This is a genomic window from Janthinobacterium sp. GL_088 (assembly GCF_057837845.1).
The window spans coordinates 1,952,662-1,969,096 of the sequence record NZ_CM174453.1 but is presented as its reverse complement, the minus strand read 5'-3'; the positions used below and the strand labels follow the sequence as shown (position 1 = coordinate 1,969,096).

The window sequence follows — 16,435 nt, the reverse complement described above, 5'->3', positions numbered from 1 at the left end:
TCATGAAAATTGCCATTGCCAATGATGTCCCCATGGCCGCCGAAGCCCTGCGCCGCGTAGTGGCCAGCACGCAGGAACACCAGGTGCTGTGGATTGCCCGCACGGGGCTCGAAGCCGTGCGCATGTGCGAGGGCAACCGCCCCGACCTGATCCTGATGGACCTGAACATGCCGGAAATGGATGGCGTCGAGGCGACGCGTCTGATCATGGAACAAAGCCCGTGCGCCATCCTGGTGGTCACTGGCCGCCCGCAAGACAATGTCAACCAGGTCTTCCGCGCGCTGGGCGCCGGCGCGCTCGACGTCACGGCCACCCCCGTGCTGCAGGGGCAGGTGGGCGGCGACAGCGAACTGCTGGCCAAGATCAAGACCATCGGCAAGCTGATACGCCACAGCGCCGAAACGCCGCCGCCGCGCCAGACGAATGGCAATGGCGGCGAACGGGGCGACGGCCAGGTATCGACCCTGGTGGCCATCGGCGCCTCGACGGGCGGCCCTTCGGCCGTGGCCAAGGTACTGTCCGGCTGGACGGCGCCGCCCGGCTGCGCCATCGTGGTGGTGCAGCATATCGATGAAACCTTCGCCTCGCACTTCGCCAAATGGCTCGATGACCAGCTCAGCATGCCCGTGCGCGTGATCGCCGAAGGCGACGAACTGGTGTCCGGCACGGTACTGATCGCCAAGACCAATGATCACCTGCTGCTAGATCAAAATTATCGTTTGGGTTACGATGCAGCACCACGCGAGTATGTTTACCGCCCGTCCGTCGATGTCTTCTTCAACTGCGTGGCGCAGCACTGGCGCGGCGAGGCCATCGGCGTATTGCTCACAGGCATGGGGCGCGACGGCGGCGATGGCTTGCTGGCCATGCGCCGCGCCGGCAAGACGACCATCGCGCAAGACCAGGCCAGCAGTGCCGTGTACGGCATGCCGCGCGCGGCGGCCGAACTCGATGCGGCGCAGCTCATCCTGCCCCTGGATAGAATAGGCGCCAGCCTGCGCAGCCGCCTGGGCGCCAAACTCAACAATGGGTGGGAGCCCTCCCCTAACATCTGAAAAGAATGCAATGCCAGAATTCTCCTCCAGTTTCACCCAGCCTGAGCCCGCATTGACCGAATTCAAGGTCAGCGTGCTGCTGGTGGACGACCAGTTGATCATTGCCGAGGCAGTCCGACGCATGCTCAGCGAGCAACAGGATATCGAATTTCATTACGTGACCGACGCCACGCAGGCGCTGGACACGGCGCTGCGCTTGCAACCGACCGTCATCCTGCAAGACCTGGTGATGCCGGGCATCGACGGCTTCGCCCTGATCCAGCTGTACCGCGAAAACGCGGCGCTGGCGCATGTGCCGGTGATCGTGATGTCGGCCAAGGATGACCCGAAACTGAAGGCGCACAGCTTTGCCGTCGGCGCCAACGATTATGTGGTGAAACTGCCGGACCGCCTGGAGTTGCTGGCGCGCATACGCTACCATTCCAACGCCCACATCAGCCGCTTGCAACGCGACCAGGCTTTTCGTTTCCTGCGAGAAAGTCAGAAGAACCTGGCCGACGCGAATATTGAATTACAGAAACTAGCCGCTCTCGATGGCTTGACGGGCATCGCCAACCGCCGCCGCTTCGATGAAACCCTGCAATTCGAATGGCAGCGTGGCCAGCGCGACAAGACGCCGTTGAGCTTGCTGTTCTGCGATATCGACCATTTCAAAAGCTATAACGATCACTTTGGCCACCTGGCGGGCGACCTGTGCCTGAAAAAAGTCGCCGCCGTGCTGACGGAACATTTGAAACGCCCGGCGGACCTGGCCGCCCGCTACGGCGGCGAAGAATTCGCCCTGATCCTGCCGGAAACGGAAGCGGCCGGCGCGTTGTTGATCGCCGAAGCGTGCCGGCGCCATCTGGAAGGCTTGCAGATAGAGAACCCGGCGGCCGGCACGGGCATCGTCACCATCTCGATCGGCGTGGCCACCATCGTGCCTTCGCCGGACTCGACGGTCGAGCAATTGATCAACCGCGCCGACCAGGCCCTGTACGCGGCCAAGCGTGGCGGACGCAACAGCGTGCTGAGCGCCGCTGACGTCCAGGACTGATTTTTAACAGCAAGGAAAGTGAAGCATGAGCAAACAACTGGACAATGTCAGCGTCGTCAAGAAGTCGAATATCTACTTTGACGGCAAATGCATCTCGCACAACGTCATCCTGGCCGATGGCACGAAGAAAAGCGTGGGCGTGATTTTCGCGTCCTCGTTGCGCTTCAACACGGGCGCGCCGGAAATCATGGAAATCGTCAGCGGCCTGTGCAAGGTACGCCTGGCCGATGCGACAGAGTGGCACAGCTATGCCGCGGGCACGCAATTCAGTATCCCGGGCAGTAGCTATTTTGATATCGAGACGCTGGAGACCGTCGACTACGTCTGCCACTTCGGTTAATCCACGCAGAAAAAACGTCCATGGCTGCGTTGCACTGCCTCGCCGTACTATTCGTACTGTCTTCGGCAATGCGCCTTGCCCTGAGCATTTTTTCAAGCGCAGATTGACTATTTAGACAAACACAGGCTCGGGCGACAGGCGCACGCCATATTTCGCCTCTACATCATCCTGTATCGCTGCCGCCAGCCGGGTAATGTCCGCGCCACGAGCGCCGCCATTATTCACCAGAACCAGTGCCTGCTTGGGATACACTCCCGCGGGCCCCAGGTTTTTCCCCTTCCAGCCACATTGATCGATCAGCCAGCCGGCCGCCAGCTTTTCCGTGCCATCGGGCTGCGCATGGTGCACGAGGGTCGGGAAACGTTCCAACAAGGCAAGACATTGCTCTCGTGATACCACGGGATTCTTGAAGAAGCTGCCCGCATTGCCGATCACGGCCGGGTCCGGCAATTTTCTCCGACGGATCGCCATCACCGTGTCCGCCACCTGTTGCGGCGTCGGCTCGGCAAGATTGCGCTCGGCCACGGCCTGCGCCAGTTCCGCATAGCGCAAGTTCGGCTGCCACTCGGCCGGCAAGGCAAACGTGACTTCCAGCACGATCAGCTCGCGCCCGTCCGCCTGCTTGAAGATGCTGTCGCGATAGGCGAAGCGGCAGGCGTCGCGGTCCATGTCGAAGACGATGCCGCTGGCGCTGTGCATGACGCTTACACTATGCAGATAATCCTTGATTTCAACGCCATACGCGCCAATATTCTGGATAGGCGCCGCGCCCACCGTGCCGGGGATTAGCGATAGGTTTTCCAGCCCGCCCACGCCCTGCGCCAGGGTCCATTGCACGAAATCGTGCCAGTTTTCGCCGGCCGCGGCCGTGACGAGTATCGTCTCGAAATCCGCCTGCGCCAGGCGCATGCCGCGCGTGGCCATGTGCAGCACGGCGCCGGGAAAGTCGCCGGTCAGCACGATGTTGCTGCCGCCGCCCAGTATCAGGCGCGGCATGGCGGACAAGGCCGGATCTTGCAGCGCCGCCTGCAATTCGGCTTGCGAAGTGATGCGTACGTAGGCGGCCGCGCTGGCCGTGATGCCGAAGGTATTCAGGCGCTGGAGGGAGTAATTGTGTTCGATGGTGAGCTCTGCAGACATGGGATAGGGAAATTTTGCTCGATTATAGAGCGAAAGCGACAAAAAACCACCTCAGGACAAGGGCGACTTGCCCGTTGTCCGTTAAAATGTCGCATCTTTAACAGGGCCGTCCCCTGGCGCAGAATCAGCCGCCAAGGCCCAGCGCGCCGAGCGTGCGCTCGCTTTAACAAGAAAAGGAACAGACCATGCCGTCATTTGATGTAGTCTCCGAAGCCGATATGATCGAAGTCAAGAATGCAGTCGAGCAATCCAACAAGGAAATCACGACGCGCTTCGACTTCAAGGGCAGCGATGCCCGCGTCGAGCACAAGGAAAACGAATTGACCGCGTTTGCGGACTCGGAATTCCAGCTCAGCCAAGTGCGCGACGTGCTGACCAACAAATTGACCAAACGCAAGGTCGATGTGCGCTTCCTCGACGAAGGTGACATCAAGAAGATCGGCGGCGACAAGGTCAAGCAGATCATCAAGATCAAGAATGGCATTGAATCGGATGATGCAAAGAAAATCGTGCGCGTCATCAAGGACAGCAAGATGAAAGTGCAAGCGAGCATCCAGGGTGAAGCCGTGCGCGTCACGGGCGCCAAGCGGGACGACCTGCAGGCGGCCATGGCCATGCTGCGCAAGGACGTGCCCGATATGCCGCTGGAATTTAACAATTTCCGCGATTAATTTCGATCAAGCGCACGATCCAGCCAGCGTTCACGCGGCATGGTGGCAAGCTCTGCCTCGGAGAGCCTGCCCGCTTGGGGTAGAATTGAAGCTGCGCACAGCTACATGCGCCCGCGCGCCTGACCGGCAGCGGGCTTGACCGTACATCTGGCTCAGTGATAACCACGGTAGTCTAAGGATAGCAATGAAACGTGTTGATGATTTCCGCCTGCGATTTGGCAAAAAAGAATATGTGCCCATCATGATAGGCGGAATGGGTGTGGATATTTCCACGTCGGAGCTGGCCCTGGAAGCGGCCCGGCTGAACGGTATCGGCCATATTTCCGATGCCATGGTGGAAGACGTGTCGGATCGCCGTTTCGACACCACCTTCGTCAAAGACAAGACGAAACTGTACAAGTTCAACATCAATAACAGCGACAAGGCCGTGGTGCAGTTCGACCTGGGCCGCCTGGCGGAAGCACAGCGCCTGCATATCGGCCGCACCATGGAAGCGAAAAAAGGCGATGGCTTGATCTTCGTCAATTGCATGGAAAAGCTGACCATGAACGGCCCCCGCGAAACCTTGCGCGTGCGCCTGAATGCGGCGCTGGACGCCGGCATCGACGGCATCACCCTGTCCGCCGGCCTGCACTTCGGTTCGTTCGCCTTGATGGCCGACCATCCGCGTTTCCGTGATGCCAAGCTGGGCATCATCGTCTCGTCCGTGCGCGCCTTGCAGATTTTCCTGCGCAAGAACGCCAAGCTGGACCGTTTGCCCGACTTCATCATCGTCGAGGGCCCCCTGGCCGGCGGCCACCTGGGTTTCGGCATGGACTGGGCCAATTACGACCTGCACACGATCACGGCGGAACTGCTGGCCTACCTGAAAGCGGAACAGCTGGACATCCCGCTGATCGCCGCCGGCGGCATTTTCACGGGCAGCGATGCCGTTTCCTTCCTGGAAGCGGGCGCGGCTGGCGTGCAAGTGGCGACGCGCTTTACCGTCACCAAGGAATGCGGCTTGCCAAACAAGGTCAAGCAGGAATACTACAAGGCATCGGAAGAAGACATCATCGTCAATGGCGTCTCGCCGACGGGCTACCCGATGCGCATGCTGAAGAACACGCCCGCCATCGGCGCCGGCATACGTCCAGGCTGCGAATCGTATGGCTACCTGCTCGATGCAACGGGTAACTGCGCGTACATCAATTCGTACAACCGCGAAGTGGCTGCCCATCCGGAACAAAAAACCGTCGTCGTGATGGACAAGACTTGCCTGTGCACGCACATGCGCAACTTCAACTGCTGGACCTGCGGCCATTACACGTATCGCCTGAAGGACACCACGCACAAGCTCGACAACGGCGAATACCAGATCCTGACGGCCGAACACGTCTTCAAGGACTACCAGTTCAGCGTCGACAACCAGATCGCCCTGCCGGAAAAAGAAATTCTGGTAGCAAGCTGAATCTTGCTAGCCTGAAATAAAAATGGCGCAGCCTGCGAAGGCTGCGCCATTTTTTATGCGGGGAAGATGTCCCGCAAGCCCCGCTCGATCACGTTGAAGCCGGGCCGCCGCAATACTTCTTCCTGCAGGCAAGCTTCCATCATGACCTGCAGGGCGGGCAAGGGCGTCGCAGAATGCGCGATCAATTCACCCAGCAGCACGCCAAAGGCGCGCGCCTCTATGCCCTGCAGCAAGTCCCCTTGCGCTGAACCGGGCGCAAACATCGACGCCGCGCCAAAGTCACCCAGCAGGCAAGCCCCCGCGTCCGCATGCAGGATATTGTGCGCATACAGATCGCCGTGCACGATGCCGCGCGCATGCAGCTGGCACACGGCCGAAGCGATGCCATGGGCAATGGCCAGGGCTTGCGCAGGATCAAAGCATGCGCCATCGGCATATACGTCGCGCGTGCACGATTCCAGGCTCGGCGGTCCGGCCAGATTGCGGAAGGCCGTGTCGATGAGCGGCATGACGAGCCCCAGCGCCCCTTGCGGATGCGCATCGAGCGTCCCGAGGATGGGAATCAGGCCCGGATGGGCGCCGGCGCCGACACAAGCGGCCATCTCGCTGCGCGGCAAGCCATCACTGGTCATGGCCCCCTTGAATACCTTGACGGCAACCTCATCCACACCATCCAGGCGGGCACGGTAAATCACTCCCGATGCGCCCTCACCCAGCTGCTGCGCCAGTTCCAGGCGCTGCCATGCCATGCCCGCCGCAGCCACACCGGCCAGGGCCGCCAGTTCACGCGCTTGCGTAAAGGGATTGCCCGCATACGCGAGCCAGCTCAGGCGTGGCAAGGACAGCAGGCATTCGGGCAACGCCGTGAAACGGTTGGCGGCGATGCGCACCAGTTCCAGCCGGCGGCAGTTCGCCAACGAAGCGGGCAAGCTGTCGAGGCAATTTCCCGCCAGCATGAGTTTCTGCAGCTCACTGCACATGCCGAGTTCGTCCGGCAAGACTGCGATGGCATTGTCGGTCAGGGTCAGCCAGCGCAATCTGGATGGCAAGGCTGCGGCTGGCACGTGGTCGATCCGGTTCGCCTTGAAACCGATCATTTCCAGTGCAGGACAGGAACCGAGCACGGTAGGTAAAGTGGTAAACAGGTTATCCGAGCAAAAAATGATGCGCAGCTTGTGCAGGCGCGGCAAATCGTCGGGCAGCGCGGACAGCGCGTTGCCGGACAGGTCGAGGATTTCCAGGCTGTCTGCCAGGTCGAAGATGTCGTGGGGAAAGTCCGTCAAGCCGCAGGACAGCTTCAGGCGGCGCAGGCCAGCCAGTTGGCCAGCGCGTAATTGCTCCAGTGTATGCACAGCAGACAAGATATCCCTTTCAAGGTAGCACGCGATCGATGCCATGCATAAATCATTGGACGTAAAAAAACCCCAACCGGATCACCGGAAGGGGTTTTTTCGAATAACAAGCCTGACGATAACCTACTTTCACACTGGTTGCAGCACTATCATCGGCGCAAAGTTGTTTCACGGTCCTGTTCGGGATGGGAAGGGGTGGGACCAACTTGCTATGGTCATCAGGCATAACTTGTACTGGCGTTTGTCCTCAATGGAGCGACAAAGCCTGAATCTGGAAGAAGCAAAGATTGGGGTAATGACTGGTAGTATCAACAAACGCACAACGTTGTACCGTCTTATCCTCTGTACCTGCTAAGGTTATAGGGACAAGCCGTACGGGCAATTAGTACTGGTTAGCTTAATGCATTACTGCACTTCCACACCCAGCCTATCAACGTCCTGGTCTCGAACGACCCTTCAAAGAGCTCAAGGCTCTGGGAAATCTCATCTCAAGGCAAGTTTCCCGCTTAGATGCTTTCAGCGGTTATCTCTTCCGAACTTAGCTACCCGGCAATGCCACTGGCGTGACAACCGGTACACCAGAGGTTCGTCCACTCCGGTCCTCTCGTACTAGGAGCAGCCCCCTTCAAATTTCCAACGCCCACGGCAGATAGGGACCAAACTGTCTCACGACGTTTTAAACCCAGCTCACGTACCACTTTAAATGGCGAACAGCCATACCCTTGGGACCGGCTACAGCCCCAGGATGTGATGAGCCGACATCGAGGTGCCAAACTCCCCCGTCGATATGAACTCTTGGGAGGAATCAGCCTGTTATCCCCAGAGTACCTTTTATCCGTTGAGCGATGGCCCTTCCATACAGAACCACCGGATCACTATGTCCTACTTTCGTACCTGCTCGACTTGTCAGTCTCGCAGTTAAGCACGCTTATGCCATTGCACTATCAACACGATGTCCGACCGTATCTAGCGTACCTTCGAACTCCTCCGTTACACTTTAGGAGGAGACCGCCCCAGTCAAACTGCCTACCATGCACTGTCCCCGATCCGGATAACGGACCAAGGTTAGAACCTCAAACAAACCAGGGTGGTATTTCAAGGTTGGCTCCACGAGAACTAGCGTCCCCGCTTCAAAGCCTCCCACCTATCCTACACAGATTGGTTCAAAGTCCAATGCAAAGCTACAGTAAAGGTTCATGGGGTCTTTCCGTCTAGCCGCGGGTAGATTGCATCATCACAAACATTTCAACTTCGCTGAGTCTCGGGAGGAGACAGTGTGGCCATCGTTACGCCATTCGTGCAGGTCGGAACTTACCCGACAAGGAATTTCGCTACCTTAGGACCGTTATAGTTACGGCCGCCGTTTACTGGGACTTCAATCAAGAGCTTGCACCCCATCATTTAATCTTCCAGCACCGGGCAGGCGTCACACCCTATACGTCCACTTTCGTGTTTGCAGAGTGCTGTGTTTTTATTAAACAGTCGCAGCCACCAGTTTATTGCAACCCTTTCACCCTCATGGAGTAAACCATTCAAGCTACCGGGGCGTACCTTTTCCCGAAGTTACGGTACCAATTTGCCGAGTTCCTTCTCCCGAGTTCTCTCAAGCGCCTTAGAATACTCATCTCGCCCACCTGTGTCGGTTTGCGGTACGGTCTCGTATGACTGAAGCTTAGAGGCTTTTCTTGGAACCACTTCCGATTGCTTCGTGAACAAGTTCACTCGTCTCAACCCCTTGAATTCCGCGCCCGGATTTGCCTAAGCGCCTTCTATGAGCCAAAAACCAACTATTCCAACAGTTGGACAACCTTCCGCGATCCGTCCCCCCATCGCATCATACGACGGTGCAGGAATATTAACCTGCTTCCCATCAGCTACGCATCTCTGCCTCGCCTTAGGGGCCGACTCACCCTGCTCCGATGAACGTTGAACAGGAAACCTTGGGCTTACGGCGTGGAGGCTTTTCACCCCCATTATCGCTACTCATGTCAGCATTCGCACTTCTGATACCTCCAGCATCCTTTACAAGACACCTTCGCAGGCTTACAGAACGCTCTCCTACCATATATATCTGTGATAAATCACAGAACAATATCCGCAGCTTCGGTGACTGGCTTAGCCCCGTTACATCTTCCGCGCAGGACGACTCGATCAGTGAGCTATTACGCTTTCTTTAAATGATGGCTGCTTCTAAGCCAACATCCTGACTGTTTTAGCCTTCCCACTTCGTTTTCCACTTAGCCAATCTTTGGGACCTTAGCTGGCGGTCTGGGTTGTTTCCCTCTTGACGCCGGACGTTAGCACCCGACGTCTGTCTCCCAAGCTCGCACTCATCGGTATTCGGAGTTTGCAATGGTTTGGTAAGTCGCAATGACCCCCTAGCCATAACAGTGCTCTACCCCCGATGGTGATACTTGAGGCACTACCTAAATAGTTTTCGGAGAGAACCAGCTATTTCCAAGTTTGTTTAGCCTTTCACCCCTACCCACAGCTCATCCCCTAATTTTTCAACATTAGTGGGTTCGGACCTCCAGGGCGTGTTACCGCACCTTCATCCTGGCCATGAGTAGATCACTTGGTTTCGGGTCTACACCCAGCGACTGATCGCCCTATTCGGACTCGATTTCTCTACGGCTTCCCTATATGGTTAACCTTGCCACTGAATGTAAGTCGCTGACCCATTATACAAAAGGTACGCAGTCACGGAACAAGTCCGCTCCTACTGTTTGTATGCACACGGTTTCAGGATCTATTTCACTCCCCTTCCGGGGTTCTTTTCGCCTTTCCCTCACGGTACTGGTTCACTATCGGTCGATTACGAGTATTTAGCCTTGGAGGATGGTCCCCCCATATTCAGACAGGATGTCACGTGTCCCGCCCTACTTGTCGTACGCTTAGTATCACCGGTCCGATTTCACATACGGGGCTATCACCCACTATGGCTCCTATTTCCAGAGGATTCTGTTATCGGTCCGACTATCACGTACAGGCTCTTCCCATTTCGCTCGCCGCTACTTTGGGAATCTCGGTTGATTTCTTTTCCTGCAGCTACTTAGATGTTTCAGTTCGCCGCGTTCGCCTTGCATACCTATGTATTCAGTATGCAATACCCTAAAAGGGTGGGTTGCCCCATTCGGAAATCTGCGGATCAAAGTGTGTTTGCTCACTCCCCGCAGCTTATCGCAAGCTACTACGTCCTTCATCGCCTGTAATCGCCAAGGCATCCACCATGTGCACTTATTCGCTTGTCCCTATAACGTTAGCCTCTTCATTCTTTCAAACGAAAAGAGCGCTACAGGGATAAGAAAGTACAACGTTGTTGCTTGTTTGTTGATACATACAATCATTACCCATCGATTTACCTTTTACGGCAAACCGATCAATAAATAATCTTTACTTCTTCCAGATTGTTAAAGAACGAAACAGCTTTGATCGCTAAAAGATCAAATCTAAACCCAGAGGCTTACATTTGTACTTTCGAGTAAAACGTGGTGGAGGATGACGGGATCGAACCGACGACCCCCTGCTTGCAAAGCAGGTGCTCTCCCAGCTGAGCTAATCCCCCGGGAATTTTTACTGGTAGGGCTGGTTGGACTCGAACCAACGACCCCCGCGTTATCAACACGGTGCTCTAACCAGCTGAGCTACAGCCCCAACGCGGAACTACTACGACTACTGTTTCTTCTTCATTTAACAGCCGATAAGTGTGAACATTTGATGCGTGAACCATTTCTGATTCGTGCAAACTCTAGAAAGGAGGTGATCCAGCCGCACCTTCCGATACGGCTACCTTGTTACGACTTCACCCCAGTCACGAATCCTACCGTGGTAAGCGCCCTCCTTACGGTTAAGCTACCTACTTCTGGTAAAACCCGCTCCCATGGTGTGACGGGCGGTGTGTACAAGACCCGGGAACGTATTCACCGCGACATGCTGATCCGCGATTACTAGCGATTCCAACTTCATGCAGTCGAGTTGCAGACTACAATCCGGACTACGATACACTTTCTGCGATTAGCTCCCCCTCGCGGGTTGGCGGCGCTCTGTATGTACCATTGTATGACGTGTGAAGCCCTACCCATAAGGGCCATGAGGACTTGACGTCATCCCCACCTTCCTCCGGTTTGTCACCGGCAGTCTCATTAGAGTGCCCTTTCGTAGCAACTAATGACAAGGGTTGCGCTCGTTGCGGGACTTAACCCAACATCTCACGACACGAGCTGACGACAGCCATGCAGCACCTGTGTACTGGTTCTCTTTCGAGCACTCCCCAATCTCTCGGGGATTCCAGCCATGTCAAGGGTAGGTAAGGTTTTTCGCGTTGCATCGAATTAATCCACATCATCCACCGCTTGTGCGGGTCCCCGTCAATTCCTTTGAGTTTTAATCTTGCGACCGTACTCCCCAGGCGGTCTACTTCACGCGTTAGCTGCGTTACCAAGTCAATTAAGACCCGACAACTAGTAGACATCGTTTAGGGCGTGGACTACCAGGGTATCTAATCCTGTTTGCTCCCCACGCTTTCGTGCATGAGCGTCAATCTTGACCCAGGGGGCTGCCTTCGCCATCGGTGTTCCTCCACATATCTACGCATTTCACTGCTACACGTGGAATTCTACCCCCCTCTGCCAGATTCTAGCCTTGCAGTCTCCAATGCAATTCCCAGGTTGAGCCCGGGGATTTCACATCAGACTTACAAAACCGCCTGCGCACGCTTTACGCCCAGTAATTCCGATTAACGCTTGCACCCTACGTATTACCGCGGCTGCTGGCACGTAGTTAGCCGGTGCTTATTCTTCAGGTACCGTCATTAGCAAAAGATATTAGCTCTCACCGTTTCTTCCCTGACAAAAGAGCTTTACAACCCGAAGGCCTTCTTCACTCACGCGGCATTGCTGGATCAGGCTTTCGCCCATTGTCCAAAATTCCCCACTGCTGCCTCCCGTAGGAGTCTGGACCGTGTCTCAGTTCCAGTGTGGCTGGTCGTCCTCTCAGACCAGCTACTGATCGATGCCTTGGTAGGCTTTTACCCTACCAACTAGCTAATCAGATATCGGCCGCTCCACGAGCATGAGGTCTTGCGATCCCCCACTTTCATCCTTAGATCGTATGCGGTATTAGCGTAACTTTCGCTACGTTATCCCCCACTCTAGGGTACGTTCCGATATATTACTCACCCGTTCGCCACTCGCCACCAGAGCAAGCTCCGTGCTGCCGTTCGACTTGCATGTGTAAGGCATGCCGCCAGCGTTCAATCTGAGCCAGGATCAAACTCTTCAGTTTAATCTCTGTTTAATGTCATTTCTGACAGGTCGGACAGCATCACTACCATCCAAATCTTTTGCACTGCAAAAGATTTGCTCACTCAAAAAACTGACAGGCCACTACTTTCGTAGCGCCTATTTCATTATTTCTTGTGAACATTTGATATATTTTAAGTTAGACGCCAATCCGAAGATTGACGCTGCACTTACATCAAATGCCCACACTTATCGACTGTTAATTGTTAAAGAACTGTATTCGGTTACTGCTTTCGCGCTATCGACAAAGCGTTGTGTTTGTCAGCTGCGAAGAAGGAAGAGTATGAAGCATTTGCAGCATTTCGTCAACCTTCTTTTTTCACCCTGCTTTACTCTGCATTTGCATGCGTCGTTCAGCGAGGGGGCGAATTATAGCCCCGCCCCGCCCACCCCGCAAGGGCTATTTTCCCGCCCTCGCCGCCCAGCAAGCATAGTCTTCACTTCAAGCGCCTTTTTGTGCAGCCTGTCGCAATCGGCTGGCGTAGTTCGTGGTCTTTAGGCACAGTGGCAACATCAGACTCTGACGCTACTCAACAAGGGGTTAAACTTGCCCGCTGCGTCGATTAACTCTTGTACTTGAAAGTGCCACCATGCTTCCGATTTCCAGCCTGCCCCAATTGTTAAAAACCATCCTTGCTTGGTTGCAACGGGCATTCGACGCGACGACGACCTGGGTCACCCAACTGTCCTGGTGGAAATTTTTCCTGTTCGCTGCACTGGCCCTGATCGCCGGTTCCATTTTGCAAGATGAGCTTTTCTCGTCCAGCCCGAACGAAGAAGTGGTCATCAAGTCGCATAAACGCAGCAGCAAGGGCTCGGGCGAGACCAATATCCTGATCGACGATACGGGCATCCATTTCAATCCCCGCAGCAGCAAGAACCGCCGTAGCAGCGCGGCCGATGCCGCCAGCGATCCGGCTGATGCCGCCGAGGCGGACGCACAGGCCAGTACCGTGCCGCCGGAACCACCCGAGCCACCTGCCGCCCCTGCCAAACCCAGCTACCCAGTAACGACGAATGCCTCGGGCGAAGAAGTCCACATCGAACTGCCGCCGCAAATCGGCGAAGAGTTGTCGAATGCCATCGAAGAAGCGGTCGATGATGCGGCAGAACAAAAAGTGTCGCGCTATCACCAGCAAGCCTCGACCTGGTTCAAGAGCTTTGTGTCCCTTCTGGTACTGGCCCTGTTCGCCATGAAAGCCCTGGTCGGCGGCAAGAAACGGGCGGAGGCGGAAACCGTCACGGCAAATGAAGCGGCCGAACGGGAATCCATGCAGCGCCAGCTCAGCGAAGCGAAGATGCAGATGATGCAGGCGCAAGTCGAGCCGCACTTCCTGTTCAACACGCTTGCCTCCGTCGAACACCTGATCCAGGTCGATCCGCCACGCGCGGCCAAGATGCAGCGCAGCCTGATCCAGTATTTGCGCGCCGTACTGCCGCAAATGCGCGACAACGCCCTGATTACCAACCTGGGCCGTGAAGCGGACATGGTGCAAGCGTATTTGAATCTGCTGAAAATGCGCATGGAAGAACGCCTGACCGTCGACTTCCAGATTCCCGACGGCCTGCGCAGCGCCGCCTTCCCGCCCATGATGCTGCAATCGATGGTGGAAAATGCCATCAAGCACGGCCTGGAAGTCAAACCGGAGGGAGGCACCCTGCGCATCGTGGCCGAAGTGGCGCACAGCAAGCTGCGCGTCACGGTGACCGATGATGGCCTCGGCTTTGGCGTGGTGCCCAGCGATGGCACGGGCCTCGGTTTGCCCACCATCCGTGAGCGCCTGAAGCTGCTGCATGGTGACGAGGGCAGCCTGACCATTACGCCAAATCAACCGTCCGGCGTGTGCGCCGTGATCGAAGTGCCATATCAATTGTCCAAATAAGACAGAGTAGTTGATAAAAACGCTAAATCATTGAATAATCAATCTTCGCCTGTTCACACTTGAGACCTATGCCTACCGCTATTATTGCCGACGACGAAAGACTGATGCGCGACCAGCTGCGCCTGCGCCTGGGCCAAGCCTGGCCTGAACTGGAAATCATCGGCGAAGCCAAGAATGGCGACGAAGCGATCGAACTGGTGGAGCAACTCAAGCCGGACTTTGCCTTCCTCGATATCCGCATGCCGGGCAAGACGGGCATGGAAGCGGCGCAAGTGATCGGTGGCAAGACGCATATCGTCTTCGTCACGGCCTACGATAGCCACGCCGTCGAAGCCTTCGAGCGGGGCGCCGTCGACTATGTGCTCAAGCCACCCGAGCATGAGCGCTTGCTGGTCACCGTGGAGCGCCTGAAAACGCATTTGAACAAGCCGGCCCTGGACGTCAACAGCAGCGTCACGGCCATGCTGTCGCAACTGGCGGAAAAAATCACGGCCAAGCCCACCTATTTGCAATGGATACAGGCCAGCATCGGCCAGGACTTGCGCATGATCCCCGTGGAAGAGATCCTGTTCTTCCGTTCCGACGAGAAATACACCTGCGTGCAGACCGCCAAGTATGAGGCGCTGATCCGCAAGCCCGTGCGCGACCTGGCCGAAGAGCTCGATCCTTCGCTGTTCTGGCAAATCCACCGCGCCACCCTGGTCAACGTGAATGCCATCGAAGGCGTGACGCGCGATATCCGCGGCCGCCACCTGGTGCTCATCAAGGGCAAGTCCGACAAGCTCGAAGTGAGCCGCAGTTTCTTGCACCTGTTCAAGCAAATGTAAGCCTCCCGCCGCCGCCCGGCCCAGGCCGGCGCGGCGCTTGCCCTCTTCTTTCCCCTTCCTGCGCCACATCAAGCCACGCCATCCCAACAGGCATAGGCTACATCAAGTCCTGTCTTGCCTGCCTTCGTTCACGTTCGCAAGGAGAATCCCATGCCTGACCGAGGCAGTTCCACACTGCTACGCATCCTGCCGCTCGGCATGGCGGCAGCGCTTTTGCTGTGCTTGTTTCCTCCGCTGAAAGCCCGCCGGCAACGGCAGGCGCGTGGCCAGGCCATCATCGACAGCGCCAGCGACGCCATCATCAGCATCGACAGCGGGCAAATCATCCTGCACGCGAACGCGGCGGCAGCCAGATTGTTCGACGACACGCCGGCCGGCATGCGCGGCATGCGCCTGGGCCACTACATCCTGCGCGATTTGCGTACCCTGGGCGGCCTGGGCACGCACGAGGGCGATCCGCCGTTTGGCGACATCGGCCAGGAACTGCGCCTGACGGGCCGGCGCGCCACCGACTACACCCTGACGGGCCGGCGCAGCGATGGTGTCATGTTCCCCCTCGAAGGTTCGCTTTCGGCCATGCAGGAAGACGGCCATAGCGTGTTTACCATCATCGTGCGCGACATCAGCGCGCGCCAGCAGATGCATGAACAACTGGCCCGCTCCTTTTCGCAACTGCGCGAATTGTCGAGCGCGCTGCAATCGATCCGCGAAGAAGAGCGCAAGCATATCGCGCGTGAACTGCATGATGATCTGGGGCAATTGCTGGCCACCTTGCGCGTCGACCTGACTCTGGTGCGCCAGCACACGGACACCACCGCGTCCCTGCAAGCGTTGTTGCACAACATGGATGGCTTGCTGGTGACGGCCATCACCTCATTGCGGCGCATCGCCAGCAACCTGCGTCCGCGCGCGCTCGATGAAGGGGGCTTGTATTTTGCGCTGCAAAAACTGCGCCACGACTTCCTGCTGCGCCGCGCCATCCATTTCGACTTGCTGGCCGACGAAGCCGACCTCGTGCTCGACGATGCGCGCAGCACGGCCATCTACCGCATCGTGCAGGAAGCGCTGACGAACATCGCGCGCCATGCCGAGGCCAGCCACATCACCATCGCCCTGCACCGCATCGATTCCTCGCTGGCCATCACCATCCAGGATGATGGTCGCGGGATTGCCGAGCACGACCTGGAAAAAGCCACGGCCCTGGGCTTGCTGGGCATGCGCGAGCGGGTGTGGGGCTTGAATGGCAGCATCCATATCGGCGCCGATAGCGAACTGGGCGGCACACGCATCGAAATCTCGCTGCCCATGCATGCGGAAGCGGCAGCAGCGGCGATGCAATAAAAAAGGCGCCCGCAGGCGCCTTCTACTTCGTCACATCGAA

10 protein-coding genes, 2 tRNA genes and 3 rRNA genes are annotated in these 16,435 nt (G+C 57.0%); 8 read left to right on the top strand and 7 right to left on the bottom strand.

All coding sequences use genetic code 11. From position 1 onward, the window contains the following. The first annotated feature begins 2 nt into the window (after nucleotides 1-2). Genes cheB through ppnP form a run of 3 tightly spaced genes read left to right on the top strand, consistent with a single transcriptional unit; the run spans nucleotide 3 to nucleotide 2,431 of the window. Entirely contained in the window at nucleotides 3-1,055 is a 1,053-nt protein-coding gene (gene cheB / locus AC3IQ7_RS08935; protein WP_099380812.1) for a chemotaxis-specific protein-glutamate methyltransferase CheB, read from the top strand. Between the two features lie 10 nt (nucleotides 1,056-1,065). Continuing rightward, nucleotides 1,066-2,091 carry a diguanylate cyclase gene (locus AC3IQ7_RS08930; protein ID WP_322429099.1) on the top strand — a complete coding sequence of 342 codons (1,026 nt, stop codon included), beginning with the start codon at nucleotides 1,066-1,068 and terminating at the stop codon, nucleotides 2,089-2,091. A gap of 25 nt (nucleotides 2,092-2,116) precedes the next feature. Continuing rightward, the gene (gene ppnP / locus AC3IQ7_RS08925; RefSeq protein WP_489209064.1) at nucleotides 2,117-2,431 is read left to right on the top strand and encodes a pyrimidine/purine nucleoside phosphorylase; all 315 of its coding nucleotides are present in this window, start codon (nucleotides 2,117-2,119) and stop codon (nucleotides 2,429-2,431) included. A 111-nt stretch (nucleotides 2,432-2,542) separates the two neighbouring features. Here ppnP and murB read toward each other — a convergent pair whose 3' ends face one another. Next, entirely contained in the window at nucleotides 2,543-3,571 is a 1,029-nt protein-coding gene (gene murB / locus AC3IQ7_RS08920; RefSeq protein WP_099380790.1) for a UDP-N-acetylmuramate dehydrogenase, read from the bottom strand. A 185-nt stretch (nucleotides 3,572-3,756) separates the two neighbouring features. On the opposite strand from murB, the gene AC3IQ7_RS08915 reads away from it, so the two are divergent. Next, nucleotides 3,757-4,242, top strand: coding sequence for a YajQ family cyclic di-GMP-binding protein (locus AC3IQ7_RS08915; protein ID WP_034759416.1), 486 nt, complete (start codon nucleotides 3,757-3,759; stop codon nucleotides 4,240-4,242). A 184-nt stretch (nucleotides 4,243-4,426) separates the two neighbouring features. Then, a complete protein-coding gene (locus AC3IQ7_RS08910; RefSeq protein WP_070277935.1) occupies nucleotides 4,427-5,692 on the top strand; it encodes a nitronate monooxygenase in 1,266 nt (421 codons plus the stop codon). Nucleotides 5,693-5,745: 53 nt separating this feature from the next. Here the strand turns inward: AC3IQ7_RS08910 and AC3IQ7_RS08905 are convergent, their stop codons facing one another. From AC3IQ7_RS08905 to AC3IQ7_RS08880, 6 genes are all read right to left on the bottom strand, one after another. Continuing rightward, nucleotides 5,746-7,044 carry a leucine-rich repeat-containing protein kinase family protein gene (locus AC3IQ7_RS08905; RefSeq protein ID WP_489210413.1) on the bottom strand — a complete coding sequence of 433 codons (1,299 nt, stop codon included), beginning with the start codon at nucleotides 7,042-7,044 and terminating at the stop codon, nucleotides 5,746-5,748. Nucleotides 7,045-7,154: 110 nt separating this feature from the next. Beyond that, a 5S ribosomal RNA gene (rrf, locus tag AC3IQ7_RS08900) occupies nucleotides 7,155-7,267 on the bottom strand. A 138-nt stretch (nucleotides 7,268-7,405) separates the two neighbouring features. After that, nucleotides 7,406-10,295, bottom strand: a 23S ribosomal RNA gene (locus tag AC3IQ7_RS08895). 238 nt (nucleotides 10,296-10,533) lie between these two features. Further along, nucleotides 10,534-10,609 (bottom strand) — tRNA-Ala (locus tag AC3IQ7_RS08890). A gap of 12 nt (nucleotides 10,610-10,621) precedes the next feature. Beyond that, nucleotides 10,622-10,698 (bottom strand) — tRNA-Ile (locus tag AC3IQ7_RS08885). 98 nt (nucleotides 10,699-10,796) lie between these two features. Continuing rightward, nucleotides 10,797-12,327, bottom strand: a 16S ribosomal RNA gene (locus tag AC3IQ7_RS08880). The 16S, 23S and 5S rRNA genes sit together here with 2 tRNA genes alongside, the layout of an rRNA operon. 607 nt (nucleotides 12,328-12,934) lie before the next feature. Here AC3IQ7_RS08880 and AC3IQ7_RS08875 point away from each other — a divergent pair. The 3 genes from AC3IQ7_RS08875 (at nucleotide 12,935) to AC3IQ7_RS08865 (ending at nucleotide 16,395) form a co-directional block, all read left to right on the top strand. Next, on the top strand, nucleotides 12,935-14,227 hold the full coding sequence (locus tag AC3IQ7_RS08875; RefSeq protein ID WP_099379008.1) for a sensor histidine kinase: 1,293 nt from the start codon (nucleotides 12,935-12,937) through the stop codon (nucleotides 14,225-14,227). A gap of 68 nt (nucleotides 14,228-14,295) precedes the next feature. Beyond that, nucleotides 14,296-15,054: a LytR/AlgR family response regulator transcription factor gene (locus AC3IQ7_RS08870; RefSeq protein WP_035825940.1), complete on the top strand. Its 759-nt coding sequence runs from the start codon at nucleotides 14,296-14,298 to the stop codon at nucleotides 15,052-15,054. A 150-nt stretch (nucleotides 15,055-15,204) separates the two neighbouring features. Continuing rightward, nucleotides 15,205-16,395, top strand: coding sequence for a PAS domain-containing sensor histidine kinase (locus AC3IQ7_RS08865; protein WP_322427677.1), 1,191 nt, complete (start codon nucleotides 15,205-15,207; stop codon nucleotides 16,393-16,395). The last annotated feature ends 40 nt before the right edge of the window (nucleotides 16,396-16,435 follow it).

Excerpts from the sequence above, each read along its gene's own strand:
- AC3IQ7_RS08930 (WP_322429099.1), top strand. The coding sequence starts at position 1,066 with ATGCCAGAATTCTCCTCCAGTTTCACCCAGCCTGAGCCCGCATTGACC.
- AC3IQ7_RS08870 (WP_035825940.1), top strand. The coding sequence starts at position 14,296 with ATGCCTACCGCTATTATTGCCGACGACGAAAGACTGATGCGCGACCAG.
- ppnP (WP_489209064.1), top strand. The coding sequence starts at position 2,117 with ATGAGCAAACAACTGGACAATGTCAGCGTCGTCAAGAAGTCGAATATC.
- AC3IQ7_RS08875 (WP_099379008.1), top strand. The coding sequence starts at position 12,935 with ATGCTTCCGATTTCCAGCCTGCCCCAATTGTTAAAAACCATCCTTGCT.
- AC3IQ7_RS08910 (WP_070277935.1), top strand. The coding sequence starts at position 4,427 with ATGAAACGTGTTGATGATTTCCGCCTGCGATTTGGCAAAAAAGAATAT.
- cheB (WP_099380812.1), top strand. The coding sequence starts at position 3 with ATGAAAATTGCCATTGCCAATGATGTCCCCATGGCCGCCGAAGCCCTG.
- AC3IQ7_RS08865 (WP_322427677.1), top strand. The coding sequence starts at position 15,205 with ATGCCTGACCGAGGCAGTTCCACACTGCTACGCATCCTGCCGCTCGGC.
- murB (WP_099380790.1), bottom strand. The coding sequence starts at position 3,571 with ATGTCTGCAGAGCTCACCATCGAACACAATTACTCCCTCCAGCGCCTG.
- AC3IQ7_RS08915 (WP_034759416.1), top strand. The coding sequence starts at position 3,757 with ATGCCGTCATTTGATGTAGTCTCCGAAGCCGATATGATCGAAGTCAAG.